The following is a 20,678-nucleotide window of genomic DNA, read 5'->3' on the forward strand; positions in this document are numbered from 1 at the left end:
AATTGGTTGCTGCTGTTGATTATTTTTAATTAATTTAACGGTTCAATTGATTGAAAGTCATACGATTTTGACAAACAAAATCATCATGCTCAATTATTGGCCTTTTCAGCAGCGTAAAAAATGCGTAAAATGCGCGCCCTTACTGGCACAGTCAGGTAGAGACATTTTGCATATCGGTCCATATCAACTTAAAAACCAACTGATAGTCGCGCCAATGGCGGGTGTGACCGATCGGCCATTTCGTGAATTATGCCTTCGCTACGGTGCGGGCATGGCTGTTAGCGAGATGATGTCGTCGAATCCAGATCTCTGGAAGACGTCTAAATCGCTCAATCGCATGGTTCACGAAGGTGAATCAGGGATTCGTTCGGTTCAGATAGCAGGTGCTGATCCAAAATTGATGGCCGAAGCTGCGCAATTCAGTGTTGAAAACGGTGCGCAAATCATCGATATCAACATGGGATGCCCAGCCAAGAAAGTAAATAAACGATTAGCCGGTTCTGCGCTACTGCAGTATCCCAATCTTATCGAAGACATTCTTCGTACAGTGGTGGACGCAGTAGATGTGCCCGTTACGCTTAAAACCCGTACTGGCTGGGACTTGGACAACAGAAACTGTGTCAACATAGCCAAACTCGCCGAACAATGCGGCATACAGGCCCTCGCCCTTCATGGACGTACCAAGGCTTGCATGTACAAAGGTGAGGCGGAATATGACTACATTAGAGCGGTGAAACAAGCCATCTCGATCCCAGTTATCGCTAACGGTGATATCGATAGCCCGGAGAAAGCACGCTTTGTACTCGATTATACCGGTGCCGACGCTCTAATGATTGGCCGACCTGCACAAGGAAAGCCGTGGATTTTTAGAGAAATCCACCATTACTTAACAACCGGTGAACACCTCGCTGCACCGTCAATTGACGAAATCAGCGAAATTATGTTGGGTCATGTTACGGCACTTCACCAATTTTATGGTGATTACCTAGGATTACGCATTGCACGTAAACACGTGTCTTGGTATTTGAAAGAGCATGCACCAGCAGGTGATTTCCGCCGGACCTTCAACGCACTCGAGGATGCTCAACAGCAAATCGATGCGCTGCAAGGCTACTTCGAAAACGTTGCATAAATACTAGAAGAGCTTACAGAATTATGTTCGAACAAAATCTGACTTCCGAAGCGTTAACAGTTACAACTGTAACTTCACAAGACCAAATCACACAGAAACCATTACGTGATTCAGTGAAGGCATCCCTTAAAAACTACCTTGCTCAATTAAATGGTCAGGAAGTCGACGATCTGTACGAGCTTGTGCTTGCAGAAGTTGAACAACCACTACTAGACACTATCATGCAATACACGCGCGGTAACCAAACTCGCGCTGCAACCATGATGGGTATCAACCGTGGTACGCTACGTAAGAAACTAAAGAAATATGGCATGAACTAGTCAAAACTGACTAAACTGTTGTAAAGAAAGCCATTTTCATTCGTATGGAAATGGCTTTTTCTTTATATGTACCCTCATATGTACCCCTGAATATTTGTTAACCCCTTATACCCATCCAAAGTAAGACGTAAAATAATGACGAATACTCGCTTTATTCATATCGACATAAACAAAATGTCATCAGAACTTGAGCAGATCTCTAGCCCACTCAATGCTATCACTCAAGAAATTCGTAAAATCACTTACACATCAGTAAAAAAAGAACACCTGCAGTATATCGATGATATTTATCAGTTAGTCTTACGCCATCACGAAATCCAAGAATACATCAAGATTCAACACCCCATAACACCTGCATTAAAGCGAGCTATAACGAGTATTGTTCAAGTTATTTATGGTGGTCGAGTTAGCTATCTGGCTAAACGCCCGCTCATCGAAAAACTTGTACAAACAGTTATAAAGTTTGTCGAATTTACAGATGGCCAACGTGTGAAAGTAGGTGCGCTACTCCAATACCTTGGGAATTACTTATTCGTAAGCTTACCTATTCCTTCAGTTAGCATTATTCGAAAAGCATTAACGAATCTTGTACCTGAGTATATCTTAAGTCGAGGCCGAAGTTGCGCGGCAGCGCTTCCACTGCTAGAAGCATTTTTTAAACAAAACCCAAATTTAATCTAAATCGCTGGCGGCTGTCGAGCATCAGCATTTTCCTTTATTCATAATGAATTCCATTGAATACATATGAAATCAAAAGAGGATTATCTGATGACATCAACTTTCAGTCCTAAAAATGCAACGATTACTACCGAACGTCTTATTAGAGAAGATGAGCGGCGCTTGATCACGTCTATTAGTCGTGCACAGTGCTATCAATTAGAAAAAAAAGGCCTATTCCCTGCTCGTATTCATCTTGGTGCCAGAAGTTGCGCGTGGCGGCTTAGTGAGCTTTTAGCATGGATTGAGGCTCGTTAATCATGGGAAGAAAAGCTAATAGTAAAGGTATGCTTCCAAATGGACGCCATAAAAATAGTGAGCGTTTTACTAAAGCATTACATCAAATTTTCGACCATCCAGACTACAAAACATTAAATCATGACGCACAGGCATTACTTTGGCTTATAACGAAGCAATATACAGGCTTCAATAATGGCATGCTAAAAGCAACACTCTCCATCATGCAAGAATGGGGATGGAAGAAAAAACGTTTATACAAGTGCCGTGATGAGCTAGAAAAACATGATTGGATTCGTATCAGTAGGGCACAACATTTTCATAAACAGCCAATTTTATATGCGCTGTCATGGCTAGATATCGATGAGCCATCAGCCAATATTCGTTTTGACGATGGTGTAGTCACATACAAAAAACGTTCTTTACGTTTTTGAGGTTCCCTATAAACCCCATAAATATAATTTAAGGTCGCTGATAAACACCAAAAGGTGAATTCATCACCACTTTACAATGATTTATGGGGTAGTTTAGACACCTTAACAAGCCGTTTTTCGATTGTTTATGGGGTCAAAATGAGCCTCATCTATATATATCTACCATGCTTTGAGTAATTAAAATGGTCACTAATAAAGTATTTAATAACACCCAACCTAATCCTATAGCCCCAATAACGGAAATGCTGGTCTTACTCTCAACCCCTAGCTATAACAAACAAACGCCGCAATACGTACAGAAGGTTGAACAATTCAGTCAAAATTTGAAAACAATGCTATTGAATGACACACCTTTAAAGCTAACAAGTGGTCATTAAATTAATTTCCCTTCAAACAAACCCCATGAACCGAACCAATAAGTGCGCAATTAGCCCACCAGCATAATTCGCACTTATAGGAGCTAACCTAATGAATAAACGGTTTAACCTTGAATCATTGCCATTATGTGGTGCTAAAACTCGCAATGGTGAATCCTGTAAGCGAAAGGGGAATAAGCGCAATGGAAGATGCAAACTACATGGCGGTAAGTCAACAGGTGCAAAAACAGAACAAGGAAAGATGGCATCTCGCCTCAATGCGTTAAAACAGTTTCCTAGTTGGTACTTTGGCGAACCTATACCCATACACTACCAACAACGGGCATACCAATGTTTTGAGCGACTACACGCGCTAATGACCGCCCAACCTATCGACTGGCAACAGGTATTTTATTTAATTGATGTAGACCGTATACCACTTGAAATGCTCAAGTATCAAATCATGGAATTAACATCAGCCAATGAGTTATTGATGCTGCAAGTCGCCCTAGACCGTTATTACCAAGAACAACATAGTGCGCACCTTAGCTTTACCGTTTACCTGCCTCAGTTAACGCCTAATAGCTACAATAGTGAATTAAGTAAACCACAACGTGAATATCTTGATCAGTGGCTCAACAAGCATAGCCCCCTTAAAGGTACAGCCTTAGATATAAAATAATAATTATTCGTCCACCAGCTAACCATCCAAATAGAGATGCTGGTGGATGTTCACCATAATCCCTTCTGCTACAATGCGCGCAATTATCTTATTGTTACTTTGATTAAGAAGCCTTCATGCCTAATTCTAATTTTACCCAAACCGCAGCCTTCATTTGGTCTGTAGCTGACCTACTTCGCGGTGATTTCAAACAGTCCCAATACGGGCGTGTGATTCTGCCGTTTACCCTGCTACGTCGTCTTGAGTGTGTACTGGAAGAAAGTAAAGATGCGGTTGTTGCTCAAGCAGCAACAATCAATGCTATGAGTATCACGGAAGAAGCTAAAGAAAAAATGCTCAAACGTCATACTGTTTCAGCATCAGCACCTAAAGGCTTGTCGTTCTTTAACACCTCACCGATGGATCTAGGAAAAATAGGTCAAAGTGACATTAAAGATAACCTAGAAAACTACATTCAGTGTTTCTCTGCCGATGCTCGTGAAATCTTTGAACACTTCAAGTTTGATGAATTTGTCGGTTTATTGGATGACGCTAACCTGCTGTTCAAGGTAGTAAAGAAATTCGCTACCACTGACCTTAGCCCAAAGGCAGTATCAAACCATCAGATGGGGTTAATCTTTGAAGAATTAATCCGTCGCTTTGCTGAAAGCTCTAATGAAACCGCAGGTGAACACTTTACCCCTCGTGATATCGTTCGCTTAACCACATCACTGGTGTTCATGGAAGATGATGAAGCCCTGACACAAGATGGCATCATTCGTACTATCTATGACCCAACAGCAGGTACAGGTGGTTTCTTATCATCAGGCATGGAATACGTTCACGAATTGAACCCTAAAGCCGTAATGCGTGCTTTTGGTCAGGAGTTAAACCCAGAGTCTTACGCTATCTGTAAAGCCGATATGCTCATCAAAGGGCAAGACGTTAGCCGTATCAAGCTAGGTAACACCCTATCTAACGACCAACTACCAGCAGACCAATTCGATTACATGCTGTCTAACCCACCGTTTGGTGTCGATTGGAAGAAAATCGAAGGTGAAATCAAAGACGAGCATACCCTAAAAGGTTTTGATGGTCGCTTTGGTGCAGGTTTACCGCGTGTATCTGATGGCTCATTACTGTTCTTGATGCACCTTATCAGCAAGATGCGTGACACTCATAACGTTGATGGCAGCGTAAATGATGGTGGTCGTATCGGTATCATCCTAAATGGCTCTCCACTGTTTACGGGCGGTGCTGGTAGCGGTGAAAGCGAAATTCGTCGTTACATCCTTGAAGCTGACTTATTAGAAGGCATCATCGCCCTACCGACTGATATGTTCTACAACACAGGTATTGCGACCTATGTGTGGGTACTGTCCAACAAGAAAAAATCTGAGCGTAAGGGCAAAGTTCAACTGATTGATGGCTCGAACCTGTGTGGCAAGATGCGTAAATCGTTAGGCTCTAAGCGTAACCTAATGAGCGAAGATGACATCAAACTCATCACCCGTACTTTTGGTAACTTTGAAGTGGTTGATGCCCGTGAGCTAGATAAGCCAGCAGAGCAAAAATCTAACCGTGGTCGTCAATCGTCCACCAGCAAAACAGCAGCACCAAAGACATTCGCTAGTAAGATTTTCAACAGCACCGACTTTGGCTACCGTCGCTTAACCATTGAGCGTCCATTGCGTCTATCAGCACAAATCACCGATGCAGCGATTGAAAGCCTACGCTTTGCACCCAAGCCATTCAATGCGCCTATGGAGCGTTTATATAACGCATTTGGTACAGCATGGAGCGAGACTGACTACGGCTACCTTACAGCAGTAGAAACCGAAGTGCGTGCACTTATCAAAGCTGAGTTTAGCGAACTGAAAGAAAAACAAATCAAAGATCTGTTAGACAGCAAGTTATGGTTATTCCAACGCTCGCTAATGGACAAAGCCCAACAGCTACAAACCGCAGTATCTGCTATGTCTGTTGGTAAAGAGATGGCTGGTGGTCGGAATGTGGTAAGCAATGATTTCAACCAATTCGACATCACCATGAAAGGCGCATTCAAAGCAACGAGCATTAAGTTTGATACCAAAGAGAAGAAGCAATTCTTTGATGCGGTAACGTTTAAGAACCCAGAAGCTGAGCCTGTAATCAAGAAAGTCATCAAAGAAGCCGCACAACCGTTATATGGTTCATTTAACTACAACGGTAAAGTGGTTGAGTTCCAACCAGATGGCGACCTACGTGATAACGAAAACGTACCGCTTGATTCTAGCGTTACCACCACAGAGTCAATTGAAAGCTACGTCAAACGTGAAGTATTGCCACACGTTAGCGATGCGTGGATCAATGCTGATAAGCGCGATGAGAAAGACAATGAGATTGGCATTGTAGGTTATGAAATCCCGTTTAACCGCCATTTCTACGTGTATCAGCCACCTCGTGCGCTAGAAGCCATTGATGAAGATTTAGCATTGGTCAGCGATGAAATTATGAGCCTACTTCAAGAGGTGCGTTCGTAATGAGTAAAGCAGCCTTGAGCGGGAAATACGCAGCGTATCCAGAATATAAGGATTCGGGCGTTGAGTGGGTTGGATCTATACCATCCTCATGGGAAATGTGGAAACTGTCACATGCTTATGAATTAATTGGTTCAGGAACGACACCCACCTCTAATAATGAAAAGTGGTTTCAAGGAGATATACCTTGGATTACAACAGGTGAGCTTCGTGAAAATATAATTACGGATACAACGAAAAAAGTCTCACCTCTAACTATAGAGACTTTCACGGCTTTGAAAATTTACCCTAAAGGTTCAATTGCTATCGCTATGTATGGCGCAACAATTGGCAGACTAGGGATTTTAGGAGTAGATGCAACTACAAACCAAGCTTGTTGTGTAATGACAAAATCAAAGGTGCTTAAGAATAAGTATCTTTTTTATTGGTTACAGGCATTTAAAGACGACATTGTTCAATTATCATCAGGTGGCGGACAGCCAAACATTAACCAAGAAAAAGTTGCTGCATTAAAAATCTCAGCACCAGTGCTAAAAGAACAAACCCAAATCGCAGCCTTCCTCGATCACGAAACGGTAAAAATCGACACGCTTATCGAAAAGCAGCAGCAACTTATCGAACTGCTTAAAGAAAAACGCCAAGCGGTGATTAGCCATGCCGTCACAAAAGGGCTAAACCCTGATGTACCAATGAAAGATTCGGGTGTTGAGTGGTTGGGTGAAGTGCCAGCGCATTGGGATATAACAAAGTTTGGCTATATTTCATCAGTTGTCCGAGGAGGATCACCTCGCCCTGCTGGCGATCCCACGCTATTCAATGGTGACTACTCCCCTTGGGTAACAGTTGCAGAAATCACTAAAGATAATGATATTTATCTAAATCAAACAGAAACATTCCTCACAAAAAAAGGAAGTGATCAATGTCGAGTATTTCAGTCTGGGACTCTACTGTTATCAAATAGTGGCGCAACACTCGGTGTACCTAAAATACTAAGCATTGATGCCAATGCTAATGATGGGGTTGTTGGCTTTGAAAATTTACAAATTAATTCTGAATTCGCTTATTTCTATTTATCAACGTTAACCCATAATTTAAGAGAAAGGATCAAACAAGGCTCTGGTCAACCAAACTTAAATACAGATATTGTAAAAGAAATTTCTGTGCCAATTCCCTCTAGTAATGAAGTTAAATTAATAGTTAATTCAATAAAGGAAACTATTAACCGTTATTCACTACTCACATCGAAAGCACAAGATGCTATCAATCTAATGCAAGAACGCCGCACTGCCCTTATTTCAGCAGCCGTCACAGGCAAGATTGACGTTCGGCACTTTACCTTGAAAGACGGGATAGCACCCACCACCAACAGTGATACCAATGAGGCAGTACAAGAGGCAGTACAAGAGGCAGCACAAGAGGCAGCACAAGAGGCAGCACAAGAGGCGATGGCATGAGCAAAGACACCACTCAAGAACGTATATTTCAAGATGAAATGATCGCTCAAATGGTCGCTAACGGTTGGAAGCTAGGTAAATCTGACCGTTATGATCGTAAACGTGCTTTGTATTGTGAAGATGCACTGCACTTTGTTCAAACGACTCAACCCAAAGAGTGGGAAAAGTTTGCCAAGGTGTACCCCAATGACACCGAGCGTCACTTTCTTGATGCGCTGGTGGCACAACTAAAAAAAGCCGACAGTAACGCTACAGATGCCGTTTCTCGCACTTACGGTACACTAGGTGTGCTGCGTCACGGCTTAAAGATCCGTAACGCCCGTTTCTCGCTGTGTCAGTTTAAACCAGAGCACAACCTTAACCCTGAAACGCTGGCACGTTATGAGCAGAACATCTGCCGCGTAGTGCCAGAATTAGTTTACAGCCCTTACGCCACCGCAGAGCACTTAGCCCTAACAGGCAAGAAAGCCAAAGCATGGCGTATTGATTTGGTGTTGTTTGTAAACGGCTTACCAGTATCAACCCTTGAGTTGAAATCTGAGTTCAAACAAGCGGTACACAACGCCATTAAGCAATACAAACAAACCCGTTTGCCGAAAGATCCTGAAACCAAAAAGCCTGAGCCATTACTGACCTTCAAACGTGGTGCATTGGTACACTTTGCTGCAAGCCAATACGAAGTCTTCATGGCAACTAAGCTAGCTGGTGATGACACCTTCTTCCTACCGTTTAACAAAGGCACGAAAGAAGGCGGTAAAGGTAACGATGTACCCGAAGATCAAAACCGCTACGCCACTGATTACCTGTGGAATGAAGTATTACTGCCTGAGAACCTATTAAAAATATTAGGTAGCTTCATTCACCTGCAAATTGAAGAAAAAGAAGATTGGGAAGGACGCAAGTACAAGAAAGAAACCCTGATCTTCCCTCGTTACCATCAGTGGGATGTGGTGCGTAAACTTATCGGTGCAGCCGTTGCTGAAGGTACGGGGAATAAATACCTGATTCAGCACAGTGCAGGTTCAGGTAAATCAAACTCGATTGCATGGACAGCCCACCAGCTATCTACCCTTTATGATGAGCAAGGTGAAAAGCAGTTCCATTCAGTGATTGTGGTAACAGACCGCACCGTATTAGATGATCAGCTTCAAGATACCATCTATCAGTTTGAACATGCTGATGGTGTGGTGGGACGTATCAACAACAAAGAAGGTGACGGCTCTAAATCTGAAAAGCTGGCGGCTGCGCTTGAGAACTCTCAACCTATCATCATTGTGACGATTCAAACCTTCCCGTATGTACTGCGTGCGATTGAAAACAGCGTGAGCTTAAAGCAGCGTAAGTATGCGGTGATTGCCGATGAAGCCCACTCATCACAAAGCGGCTCTACCGCTCGTCAGCTTAAAGAAGTATTGATGACCGAAGAAGCCGATGATGATGTGATGCTATCGTCAGAAGATATTCTTGATGCAACCATGGCGGCACGTAAGAACAGTAATAATCTTAATTACTATGCGTTCACTGCAACACCGAAAGCGAAAACCTTAGAGTTGTTTGGACGCCGACCAAATCTTGATGAACCAGCGTCTAAAACCAACAAGCCACACGCCTACCATGTGTATTCTATGCGTCAGGCAATCGAAGAAGGCTTTATTCTAGATGTACTCAAGAACTACACCAGCTATCAAGTGGCATACAAGCTCGTTCAAAAGATGGAAGCCGCTGATAAAGAAGTAGACAGCAAGAAAGCAAAAACCAAGCTTAATCAGTGGGTACGCTTGCATGATTACAACATTTCACAAAAAGTAAAAGTGATTGTTGAGCACTACAAAAACCATGTAATGCACTTATTAGGTGGTCAAGCAAAAGCTATGGTAGTGACGAGCTCTCGTAAAGAAGCGGTACGCTATAAGCTGGCGTTTGATAAATACATTACCGATAACAACTACCAACGCATTGCAGCAATGGTGGCGTTCTCTGGTGAAGTGGAATTTAACGACAACGATCCTGATAGCCTTGCGCTGCTTAATAAGAAATTCACTGAAAACAACATGAACCCTAACTTAAAGGGTCGTGATATGCGTAAAGCGTTTGATAGTGATGATTACCAAGTGATGCTGGTGGCTAATAAGTTCCAGACAGGCTTTGACCAACCTAAACTGTGTGCAATGTATGTTGATAAGCCTTTAGGTGGTGTGGAGTGCGTACAGACCCTCTCACGCTTAAACCGTACTTATCTCGGCAAGGCTGAAAGTGGTACGTTTGTATTAGACTTCTTTAACGAGCCTGATGATATTCTCGAAGCGTTCCAACCTTACTATCAAACCGCTGAGCTGGTGGATGTCACCGATCCTAACCTTGTGTTTGATTTGTATGAAAAGCTACGTTCTAGCGGTATTTTCTTATGGAATGAAGTTGAGCAATTCTGTGTTGCCTTCCTGACTAAGAAGAAATCTAACGCTGCGGTGAGTAATATCTGCAAACCTGCGGTTGACCGTTGGCAGCATCGTTATAAATCTGCGATTGATGCTTATATTCAATCAAAAGATATGTTCGAGCGCACCAAGAAGACCCAAGATGCGGTTCTAATTGCTAATGCTGAAAATGCTTTTAAAGAGTGTAAGCAGGAAAAAGACCGCCTAGAAATCTTCAAGAAAGACTTAGGTAGTTTTGTACGCTTCTTTGAGTTCATGTCACAGATTGTCGATTATGAAGATAAAGAGCTTGAGAAACTGAGCCTGTTTGCCCGTTATCTACGTCCACTCCTGCATGAACAAAACGTGCAAGAGGATGAGATTGATTTAAGCAACGTCGAGATGAGCCACTACCGCTTATCAAAGATCCGTGAACAAGACATCAAGCTCAAAGAAGACGCAGCAGATTACAAGCTAGAGCCAAGTAATGATGTCGGTACGGCTAAGCCTAAGAACAAGGAAGAAGACTTCTTATCGCTGATCCTTAACCGCTTAAACGAGTTGTTTAGCACTGAGAACTTAACTGATAGTGACATGATCAACTATGCCAAGACGGTACGTGACAAGTTATCAGAGAACGAATCAGTAATGACCCAGATTAATAACAATACTCGTGATCAAGCCATGCTAGGCGACTTCCCTCAAGCGATTGATGATGCGGTAATGGATAGTAATGAATCACACCAAGAAATGATGATGCAGTACCTATCAAACCCAGAACTGGCAAAAGGCTTTGCTCGGGTAGTGTTTGATATGTTGAAGGGCAGTTGAAGTAATAAAACTAAGTAACTATTGTCTTAACAAACGATAGTTACTTTTACATGACTATTTTTAATTTCATTGCACTCCAATCAATATATTCCTGAGTCCACTTGGGTAGATAATAGACCATTAATGATGGTTAATTTCATTCTATTATGCTAATTAAGTATATTGCGTATATAAAATCAGAACTAATAAAACAATGACATTAAATTACATCAAAATAGAAAAAGAATACGTTGAACTTTATTCACCTTATTCGGGTAATTGCTTCAATAATGGCGAAGAAGTGTTATATGAGCCTGAAAACGACCCGACATGTTTATTCACATACATTGGCGGCGCTGGGGAATGGGGCTATATCTCACCGAGAGTCGAAGCTATTCTCAAAAATCTAGATCTTAATATTGAAGATATTGAACCAAAGATAATTTCGAAAATGTTAACTATCGATGGTGGCGTTGTTTTTGAATGTAATGATGGGTGGAATGGCACTATCTGGTTTGCTTTTGCTCCTGCTCTTGAGGAATAGCAAATAGAATTAAATAGAAAAGGCAGCAAAGCTTAGTAGCTCAACTGCCTTTTATTCTTACAGAAAGAGATCTGACTACATCTTCCTGATAATTTACTTCCAATCGACTGTTTAAATAGCTAATTGCTTAATCTGAGTTCTGCCGTCTTACATTAAATGGATGTTTTTGGGTACCCGCTAATTAGGTTTTATTTATTTCCCATCATTCGTTGAAACTGCTTGAACTGCTCCTCCATATCTGAAGAAGTGCCCTCTGCTGGTTTGGCTAGTTTCCGCAATAACTAGGCCTGCTTGTAGTCAGGTACATCACCATAACTATAAAAACTAGTCAGTACGCTTTCATGCCCTAAATTTTGACTCCATACTTTAAACTCTTCAGGAGTTCGGCAAAGTCTTTCACCTAGTCGAACCAAAGTATTACGGAAGCTATGAGGGTTAAAAACTTCTTATCGCTGATCCTTAACCGCTTAAACGAGTTGTTTAGCACTGAGAACTTAACTGATAATGACATGATCAACTACGCCAAGACTGTACGTGACAAGTTATCAGAGAACGAATCAGTAATGACCCAGATTAATAACAATACTCGTGATCAAGCAATGCTAGGCGACTTCCCACAAGCCATTGATGATGCGTAATGGATAGTAATGAATCACACCAAGAAATGATGATGCAATACCTATCCAACCCAGAACTGGCAAAAGGCTTTGCTCGGGTAGTGTTTGATATGTTGAAGGGACAGTAATAAGCCCTGACATCATAATATTTAAGGCTATAGGCACTTTCCTATAGCCTTTTTATTGTTTGTTTTTCAACCAATTGATTAAGTATCACTGATAATCACCAAATATCACTGAGTTATCACCATTTCATCACTTAATATTTATTCTTTATAGTCATATAGTTACCTCAACGAAACGAATGAGGTAACACATTATGAGCAATAACAATCACAAAGCAGATCAAGCAAATAAAAACAAAGGAACAACAGGTACGAATAAAACTTATCAAAAAGTTTTAGATAACCGTAGCCGCCAATTAAAAGATAAGGAGTAAGCTATGCCTGACTCATCAGATATGACTCAAGATGAACTAGATATTTGGTCTGATATCAACAACCCCAATAATGATGCTGATATGGATGATTGGGCTGATGCACATAATCCAAATAATGACGATTATCTAGATAATTAAGTACTTCGCTGGTGGATATAAAATCAATCCACCAGCCATTTTCAATGGTTAGTAAGACAATGACAGAACAAAAAGAAAAGTCTCAAAAAAAGTACCGCTACACAAAGCAATTAATCAGACTAGCTATCGAAAATGGTTATACAAATAAAGATATAGCAAAAAAGGCAGGATTCTCATCTGAAGGTCAAGTATCTAAGTGGCGTAATGGAAAAGCACTGGCAACAGAACGCCAAGTACAGTTTTTCATCAATGAATTTGGACACCTATTGAAGCGAAAGATGGAACATCTTTTTTATAGCCAAACAGAAAACCCATATGAATTTATTTATCATAAAATAGAGGGTGAAATACTCTTAACTCACACCTTAAACTACAGAGATAGCAGATCAAAGCCAATAGGAAAAGTTGGAGTTTGTAAGTTTGCCATACTTAATTTAGGTAGTGTTTTTCATCTATTAGAGCAAAAAAAAGTAGGCTTAGATGATGATGGTTCAAATGTTGATAAATTATTAAAAAACAAGAAAATAAGCAATAATGAACAAGCCAACTGGTATTTAGTAAAAACACATAAAAATTTATCACCACAAGAACTTGTGGATACCATAGATTCTATTGTGAATACATTCTGTCATTCAGAAAATAAGTTAGCCAGAAATATACGTAATGATGCACTTTATCTTAAGTACATAATCAGACAATTTTTACTTAAAAATGGATACGCTATCAATGATATAGTTGATCTTTAAGTAGATATGCTGATAATAACCGAACCCAAATAGCCCGAGGAGAGCTAATCTCCCACATGAAGTTGGACACACAACTTTACAATCAATGCGAAGGCAATAAGCCACACCACCTAATTGCCTAAATGGTGTTAGGTCGTGTTAAAGCATTTCCGGTACTAAGTGATTTGCCACTGGCTAGGTGAAAACGGTGAGCCAAGTAGCCGAAATGATCCTTAGTAATATGGGATAGGGGTGGGTAAAGCCAGACCATTTGTCTTTATGACTTATCGTCTGGCTTTTTTACATTTGAAAACTTAATGTTGCTTCATTACTAATACATTATCAGCAGGATTTATCAGTAAATCTAATCTATCTAACCATAGATCTAACGCAGCCTTTTTCTCAGGTAAATATTGGCTTCTATTATAAATAGCCATCACTCCGCCGAGACTATGACCTAGTAATTGTTCAACCACATGCGGTGCGACACCTAAATCATTCAGTTTAGTGGCTAGCGTTCGACGTAAATCATGTAACGTCCATTTTTCTTTATGGTCTAATCGCTTCCACATTTTACCACCTTGAACACTTACCGCTTCTGGTAACTTCAACTCACCTAGTACGTATTCATTACCACTCATTGACTTTAATTCTAATAGCCAACTAACAATCTCTACAGGTATTGGGCGAATAATAACAGCATCCGTTTTACTATGACTTTTAGGGACAGTCCAAAAACCTTGTTCAAAATCCCACTCATCCCATGTAGATAAACGAATCTCTTGCGTTCGAGCACCAAAAATAATTAATAATTTAATTAAATTAGGATAATAAGCCATGTAACGCGCATTGGGTTTTTGTACCATTTCCCATATATCTGCCAGTTCTTTATCGGTTAATACTCGATCTTTTTTTCGTTGTTTAGAACCAACATCAGAAATCATCAAATCATCTAAAGCTCTAGTATGTGCATAATGACGAACACGACAGAAACGCAATGCCTGTTTTGTGTTTTGTAAAACATATCCAGCAGCAACTGGTGCTGCTTTTTGCTCGCCCTTCACCCCTTTTCGAATACGATCAAAACACTCTAACCAATGTCGAGTTTCCAGCTGCTCTATAGGTAAATCACCAATATAGGTATAAATATGTCGCTTAAACTGAGCACGATGTTTTTCAACATTAGCTCGATTTCCCTCAGCATACTCAACTAACCAATACTCTAACGCCTCTTTCACCGTTACTGGATTCAATGTTTTTGTTATTTGAATCGTGCGTTGATGTTTTGGGTCTAACCCGTCAGCTAACCATGAACGACACTGCATCACAACTTCTCGTGCTTTTGATAGTGAAAGCTCAGGGTAATCCCCTAAATCAAACCGCTTATTTTTATTATTTATTTTATAGCGGTATTGCCAACGAATCTTACCTGTTAATGACACCCTTGCACCTAAGCCATCCCCATCAGAGTAAGTTACTATTCCTGTCTGAGGTTTATCTAGCATTGCTTTTAAATGTTTATCAAATAACCGTGGCATTTATTTTCTCCATGGGCACGAACCATTCATGTACCCTCACGTGTACCCCTAGTTAATCATAAAAATCAAAACCTGCCAATACCAACACATACATAAAAACAATTTAAACCAACTACAAACAAACACTTACAACAACAACCAAACACAACTCAATACAAACCAAAACACTAAATTAATTCATATGGCATGAACTAAACCTTATTGGTTTAATGATTGTAAAAAAGCCCATTTCATCATCACGATGAAATGGGCTTTTTCGTTATATAGTAATCGGTTAATCATCATGTTATTTATTTTTAGCTGTATCAGCCTTATTTAAAAGATCATACTTAAAAAATTTCTGCATATGCTCACATTGACGACATTGAATAATCCGGCGAATAAATAACCGTTGATAAAATTTACGGTGTACTCGTTCAATATCATATGACTGGCAGTGACTACACTGATTCACTCTAAACTCCTTTAATGCACAGATACGCAACAACGAGCATACACTAAATCAGAACCAAGATAAATTGATTGCATATTAGCAGCAGTACTTATAGGTATTAAGAGCTTGATTATTTAGGTTAAATATTAAATAAAAAATTCCTTTCCTTCATCAATCTATCATTAGTGAGTTGCCATATAAAAAAAGCCCACTCATATAAAATGACATAGGCTCTTTAATAACGACTATTTGTAACAACAATCAACGTACTTACTAAATATTTTATAATTGGCGTACGGTTTAAAATACAACAGACAAAACCTAACTGTCTGATTTATTTAAAAACGTATACTTAAAGTGTTTATGCACATGACCACATTCATTACAAATTCTGACACGTTTAATTAATAAACGTTGGTAAAACCTCCGATGTATTCTTTTAATATCATAAGATTGACATTTATCACACTTGAGCATAATAAAACTCGCTAATCATTTAAGAGTGCGATAAATTATACCTTAAAGGCAATTATCACTATATGATATCAATTACAAAAAAACGCTATCTCAATAAATAGCGTTAATTACCCAACAGATGATCTCAATATTATCGAGTGATCAATTCATTCAACGCTGCAATCAAAGCTGTTACTCCCATTTCTACCTTGCTACGTGGGCACCCAACATTTAAACGTACATATCCTGTACCTTCGATGCCATACGTATCACCACGCATGATCGCGACCCGATGATCATTAATCAATACTTGCTGTAAAGCATCCATATCAATCTTCAGGGGATTTAAATCAATCCAAGCTAAATAGGTTCCTTGCGGCACTTGATAGTATAATTCAGGAAAAGCCTGATTTAATTGTTCAGCAACATAATGCAAATTAGCGTGCAGATACTCTTTAAGACAATCAAGCCACTCTTCCCCTTCATTATAAGCAGCGATATGACCAATAACGCCAAGAATAGAGGGTGATGACAGTCCATGAGCGGCTTTGAGCTGTGTTAAGTACCCATCACGCAGACTCTCATCAGCAATCACAGCATACGCACCTGTCAGCGCAGGAATATTAAACGATTTAGAGGCTGAAGAAACCAATGCCCATTGCTGATCAACCGCGACTTGTGGCCAAGGAATATAATCACTAAAAGCAATGTCCATATGAATATCATCGGAAATGACGTTAACGTTATGGTGCTGACAAATCTGCGCCATACGCGTTAATTCATCACGGGTCCATACTCGCCCTGTTGGATTTTGGGGGCTACACAATAACAACACCTTGCACTCAATACGCGCCGCTTGCGCTTCAAACTGTGGCCAGTCAATCTCATAACTGCCCGTATCGGTTTTCAATAGTGGGCTGGTTAGCAACTGGCGTTGATTAGCATTAAGCATATTGGCAAACGCATCATAAGCTGGAGTATGAACTAATACGCCATCACCAACTTCAGTCCATAATTGTACTAACTGCGAAATGATATAAATCACTGACGGCCCGTAAACGATACTATGGCTATCAAGCTCAGTGTGATAACGACGCTCAAACCAACCACAGATCGCCAATTTAAAATCATCGTGATTCCAGCGACTATAACCAAACACTGAATGCTCTAATCGCGTCGCTAACGCCTTTTGAATACAGGGCGCCACCGCAAAATCCATATCTGAAATCGTAAACGGCAATAAATCATCACAACCAAAACGATCTGCAACATAATCCCACTGAGTGCAATAAGTACCGTAACGATTTACTGGAACAGAGAAATCAAACATAACAACCTCGCAGGCAATCGAGCCTAAACAATAAAAATACAATAAAAAAGCGGAGCCTTAAGCTCCGCGGTTTAAATTATGCGCTAGCAGGTAGCAAGCCTTGTATTTCGTTTTTCACCATATGAACTTGAGGTCCAATCACCACTTGTAGATTATGCGCATCAAGTTTGACCACCCCTAAGGCACCATTGGCTTTTAACACAGCATCATTGACTAAACTCATGTCATTGACTGACAGACGTAAACGGGTAATACAATTATCAAGTGAGACTAAATTATCCGCACCACCTAATGCCGCTAAAATAATATCGCCTTTATAACCCGTTGTTTTCTCACCCGTCACCGCAAAGGCTAATGCTTCTTTGGTTTCAACTTCACGCCCCGGTGTTTTAAGGTTAAAGCGAGTGATTGCAAATCGGAATACGCTGTAATAAACCACAAACCATACCGCTGCTACCATTGGCACTAAATACCACTTGGTTGCAGTGCCTTGCAATACACCAAAGATCAAGAAGTCGATAATATTGCCATCGGTATTACCAATGGTAACGCCTAATAAGCCCATAACCATAAAGCCCACACCCGTTAAAATGGCATGTACCACATACAATGCAGGCGCAACAAACAAGAACAAGAATTCTAATGGCTCAGTGATGCCTCCGATAATACAAGCGATCACACCTGATAATAATAACGCTTTCACCTTGCCGCGATTTTCAAGACGCGCACAATGATACATCGCTAACGCAGCGCCCGGTAAACCACCTAAGAACACTGGCATTTTACCTTGAGATAAAAATGCGGTTGCAGAGCCAGAGAACCCTTGAGAGGTTGGGCAGGCTAACTCAGAATAGAAAATATTAAGTGCACCACTAACGGTTTTACCACACACTTCTAACGAACCACCAGCCTCAGTAAAACGTACCAATGCAACTAAAACATGGTGTAAACCAAACGGTAATAATAAGCGCTCACCAGTACCAAATAAGAATGGACCAAACGGACCGGCATGAGAAATCAGGTTACCAATACCAGCAATGCCCATCGCAAAATATGGCCACACCACAGGAACAACTAAACCCACCACGCCTAAAACTAGCGTTGAAATAATAGGTACAAAACGTGCGCCACCAAAGAAAGCTAATGCATCGGGCATTTTATAGGTGTAAAAGCGCGCATGCAGTTTAGCGACAATAATACCGACAATTACAGCCCCTAAAATACCGGTATCAATTGACTCAACCCCAAGAATTAACTTAACCCCATATGCTTTTTCTTCGGTGGAATTTCCAATAACGCCAGCAACGGTTAAATAGAAATTAATCGACAAGTTTAAAGCGGCGTAACCAACAAAACCTGCAAACGCCGCCACCCCTTTTTCTTCCCGCGCCAATCCTAATGGAATCGCAACAGCAAACATAATCGGCAGATAAATAAAGGCCACTAAGCCAATTTTAGTCATCCACATGAACAACAATTGTAAAAGGGTATTATCTAAAAAGGGGATGCTTTCTTTAACAGCGGCACTCGATAGTGAACTACCAATGCCCAATAAAATGCCCGAGAACGCTAATAAAGCGACCGGGAGCATGAAGGTTTTGCCTAAGCTTTGAAAAAATTCCCAGAGGGTCGTTTTAGGTGCAGATTTAGCCATAATGAGTCACTCACTAACGAGACATTCAACATCGATAATAAAGAGGTAAATCGTTTTAGCTCTTTATTGAAAAAAAACGTCGACAAAAATGAGCTCAAGACTTCGGTCAACGCTTTTGATAAATTACGTAGCAAATGATAAAACGTTTTACCTATTTTTATCGCTAGCAAGATCACGGAAATATAGCGAGTTAGCACCCATTTCCAAATTTGTGATCCTGTTACAATAATTGCCACCAAGATAACGTTTTTAAATGCAACCGCATGAATAGGAGCCATTCACTGATGACGAGTAAGACACCCAAAATAAAAATTACTGATGTCGCAGCCTACGCTGATGTCTCTGTGTCTACCGTCTCGTTAGTACTCAGTAATAAAGGCCGAATATCCACCGCAACCATTGATAAAGTTAATCAAGCTGTTGCTGAATTAGGCTATGTTCGTAATACTGCAGCGGCTAATCTACGTACCTCCCATTCCAATTTAATTGGCTTAGTCTTAAGCGACATTACTGATCCGTTTTATACTGAGATTACCGCAGGTATTAGTGAGGAATTAGAACAACAAGGTTATTTGTTATTTTTGGCTCAATCGAATCACAGTCCACAAAAATTAATCCAATGTGTGCAATCAATGATCCAACAAGGTGTCGCCGGCATTGCTTTTAGTCCGGTAAGAGAAGCGACGGCAACGGTTATTGCAATGGCACAACAAGCGGGGATCCCTGCGGTTTGCTTAGCGCGTGCAGCAATGAATAATGAGGTTGATTATATTGGCCCTGATAATCATCAAGCTGCCGTTCTTGCCACTCAACATTTCATTGAGCAAGGTCACCGCCATATTGCTTATATCGGCGGCTCGGGTGAGTCATTAACACGTGCGGAACGGTTAGGCGGCTTTGGGAGTACTTTGATTCAATACGGATTACCCTTTAAAAATGAATGGATCATTGAAACCAACAATCAACAACAACATGCCGCAACAACAGTGCAGCAATTATTAACTCAACATCCAAAGATAACAGCCATTTTATGTCATAGCCCAACGGTGGCATTAGGGGCTATATATGGGGTAAAACGAAGCGGAAAAAGTGTTGGGAAAGATAACTATATTGATCAACAAGTGGCGATCATTAGCTTTGATGATATTGCAGAAGCCACATTAATTCAGCCATCACTGACCGTTGTAAGCTCGCCAGTAAGAGAAATTGGCCAACAAGCAGGTAAGCGCTTACTTTCAAAAATGACTAACAATAATACTGACATTCAACGTTTAATTCTCGCGCCACAACTTATCTGTCGTGATTCAGCCTAAATCATAGCCAATAAAAAAGCTTCGTCGTAACGAAGCTTTTTTACTGACCAATCTACCAATCTACTTAGATAACTTATAGGTAGTCACATAAGTAAGCAGTGGTTTTGGTAACTTTTACGTGGAATGCGCTATCACCTGGGACTTCAAAATCATCACCAGCACCATAAGTTTCCCAATCGACATGACCCGGTAATTTTACGGTAAGTTCGCCTTTTACGACTGTCATACGCTCAGGGGCAGCGGTCGAAAAGGTATATTCACCCGCAACCATCACACCAACACTGGCATGATCACCTGCAGATTCAAAGCCAACAGATTTTACTTGGCCATCAAAATATTCATTCACTTTTAACATTGAATTTCCTTATTGCTAAACGGGTAAAGCAAATTTTCGAAGCCCTGAAACTATCACAATTTCAAATGAACCACTAACGAAA

The 20,678-nt window shown here is 40.6% G+C and carries 19 protein-coding genes; 15 read left to right on the forward strand and 4 right to left on the reverse strand.

The features are described 5' to 3' along the window. The first annotated feature begins 166 nt into the window (after positions 1-166). The 14 genes from dusB to BTO21_RS18915 all read left to right on the forward strand — a co-directional run bounded on the left by dusB (position 167) and on the right by BTO21_RS18915 (position 13,538). Positions 167-1,132 (forward strand): tRNA dihydrouridine synthase DusB, encoded by a 966-nt coding sequence (dusB, locus tag BTO21_RS18845; RefSeq protein WP_045031435.1) that lies wholly within the window; start codon positions 167-169, stop codon positions 1,130-1,132. Positions 1,133-1,155: 23 nt separating this feature from the next. Then, entirely contained in the window at positions 1,156-1,452 is a 297-nt protein-coding gene (fis, locus tag BTO21_RS18850) for a DNA-binding transcriptional regulator Fis (RefSeq protein WP_005372656.1), read from the forward strand. A 135-nt stretch (positions 1,453-1,587) separates the two neighbouring features. Beyond that, entirely contained in the window at positions 1,588-2,133 is a 546-nt protein-coding gene (locus BTO21_RS18855; protein WP_128973093.1) for a hypothetical protein, read from the forward strand. An 87-nt stretch (positions 2,134-2,220) separates the two neighbouring features. After that, a complete protein-coding gene (locus BTO21_RS18860; RefSeq protein ID WP_036788905.1) occupies positions 2,221-2,427 on the forward strand; it encodes a helix-turn-helix transcriptional regulator in 207 nt (68 codons plus the stop codon). A gap of 2 nt (positions 2,428-2,429) precedes the next feature. Beyond that, positions 2,430-2,840: a hypothetical protein gene (locus BTO21_RS18865; protein WP_052672701.1), complete on the forward strand. Its 411-nt coding sequence runs from the start codon at positions 2,430-2,432 to the stop codon at positions 2,838-2,840. A gap of 468 nt (positions 2,841-3,308) precedes the next feature. Then, on the forward strand, positions 3,309-3,878 hold the full coding sequence (locus BTO21_RS18875) for an HGGxSTG domain-containing protein (RefSeq protein WP_045031371.1): 570 nt from the start codon (positions 3,309-3,311) through the stop codon (positions 3,876-3,878). Between the two features lie 116 nt (positions 3,879-3,994). Beyond that, the gene (locus tag BTO21_RS18880) at positions 3,995-6,379 is read left to right on the forward strand and encodes a type I restriction-modification system subunit M (protein WP_045031369.1); all 2,385 of its coding nucleotides are present in this window, start codon (positions 3,995-3,997) and stop codon (positions 6,377-6,379) included. Further along, the gene (locus BTO21_RS18885) at positions 6,379-7,830 is read left to right on the forward strand and encodes a restriction endonuclease subunit S (RefSeq protein ID WP_045031367.1); all 1,452 of its coding nucleotides are present in this window, start codon (positions 6,379-6,381) and stop codon (positions 7,828-7,830) included. Before BTO21_RS18880 ends, BTO21_RS18885 begins: the two co-directional genes overlap by 1 nt. Beyond that, complete coding sequence (locus tag BTO21_RS18890; protein ID WP_105026978.1) at positions 7,827-11,075, forward strand: type I restriction endonuclease subunit R; 3,249 nt, start codon at positions 7,827-7,829, stop codon at positions 11,073-11,075. Before BTO21_RS18885 ends, BTO21_RS18890 begins: the two co-directional genes overlap by 4 nt. A 193-nt stretch (positions 11,076-11,268) precedes the next feature. Next, the gene (locus tag BTO21_RS18895; RefSeq protein WP_045032916.1) at positions 11,269-11,598 is read left to right on the forward strand and encodes a hypothetical protein; all 330 of its coding nucleotides are present in this window, start codon (positions 11,269-11,271) and stop codon (positions 11,596-11,598) included. 428 nt (positions 11,599-12,026) lie between these two features. Further along, entirely contained in the window at positions 12,027-12,236 is a 210-nt protein-coding gene (locus tag BTO21_RS20185; protein WP_205068425.1) for a hypothetical protein, read from the forward strand. A gap of 298 nt (positions 12,237-12,534) precedes the next feature. Beyond that, positions 12,535-12,654: a hypothetical protein gene (locus BTO21_RS18910; RefSeq protein WP_045032638.1), complete on the forward strand. Its 120-nt coding sequence runs from the start codon at positions 12,535-12,537 to the stop codon at positions 12,652-12,654. A 3-nt stretch (positions 12,655-12,657) separates the two neighbouring features. Continuing rightward, positions 12,658-12,792: a hypothetical protein gene (locus BTO21_RS20360; RefSeq protein ID WP_258179316.1), complete on the forward strand. Its 135-nt coding sequence runs from the start codon at positions 12,658-12,660 to the stop codon at positions 12,790-12,792. A gap of 59 nt (positions 12,793-12,851) precedes the next feature. Continuing rightward, the gene (locus tag BTO21_RS18915; protein ID WP_045032636.1) at positions 12,852-13,538 is read left to right on the forward strand and encodes a hypothetical protein; all 687 of its coding nucleotides are present in this window, start codon (positions 12,852-12,854) and stop codon (positions 13,536-13,538) included. 293 nt (positions 13,539-13,831) lie between these two features. Here the strand turns inward: BTO21_RS18915 and BTO21_RS18920 are convergent, their stop codons facing one another. The 3 genes from BTO21_RS18920 to malX form a co-directional block, all read right to left on the reverse strand. After that, the gene (locus BTO21_RS18920) at positions 13,832-15,055 is read right to left on the reverse strand and encodes a tyrosine-type recombinase/integrase (protein WP_045032635.1); all 1,224 of its coding nucleotides are present in this window, start codon (positions 15,053-15,055) and stop codon (positions 13,832-13,834) included. Positions 15,056-16,095: 1,040 nt separating this feature from the next. Continuing rightward, positions 16,096-17,274 carry a MalY/PatB family protein gene (locus tag BTO21_RS18925; RefSeq protein ID WP_045032633.1) on the reverse strand — a complete coding sequence of 393 codons (1,179 nt, stop codon included), beginning with the start codon at positions 17,272-17,274 and terminating at the stop codon, positions 16,096-16,098. Between the two features lie 76 nt (positions 17,275-17,350). Continuing rightward, complete coding sequence (gene malX / locus BTO21_RS18930) at positions 17,351-18,928, reverse strand: maltose/glucose-specific PTS transporter subunit IIBC (RefSeq protein WP_045032631.1); 1,578 nt, start codon at positions 18,926-18,928, stop codon at positions 17,351-17,353. Between the two features lie 284 nt (positions 18,929-19,212). Here malX and malI point away from each other — a divergent pair, with 284 nt between their 5' ends. Next, positions 19,213-20,241, forward strand: a complete 1,029-nt coding sequence (gene malI, locus BTO21_RS18935) for a Mal regulon transcriptional regulator MalI (protein ID WP_045032630.1) — start codon at positions 19,213-19,215, stop codon at positions 20,239-20,241. Positions 20,242-20,314: 73 nt separating this feature from the next. Here the strand turns inward: malI and ppnP are convergent, their stop codons facing one another. Then, positions 20,315-20,596: a pyrimidine/purine nucleoside phosphorylase gene (ppnP, locus tag BTO21_RS18940; protein ID WP_036788928.1), complete on the reverse strand. Its 282-nt coding sequence runs from the start codon at positions 20,594-20,596 to the stop codon at positions 20,315-20,317. Between the last annotated feature and the right edge of the window lie 82 nt (positions 20,597-20,678).

This window comes from Photobacterium phosphoreum, from assembly GCF_002954725.1.
Lineage (GTDB): Bacteria > Pseudomonadota > Gammaproteobacteria > Enterobacterales > Vibrionaceae > Photobacterium > Photobacterium phosphoreum.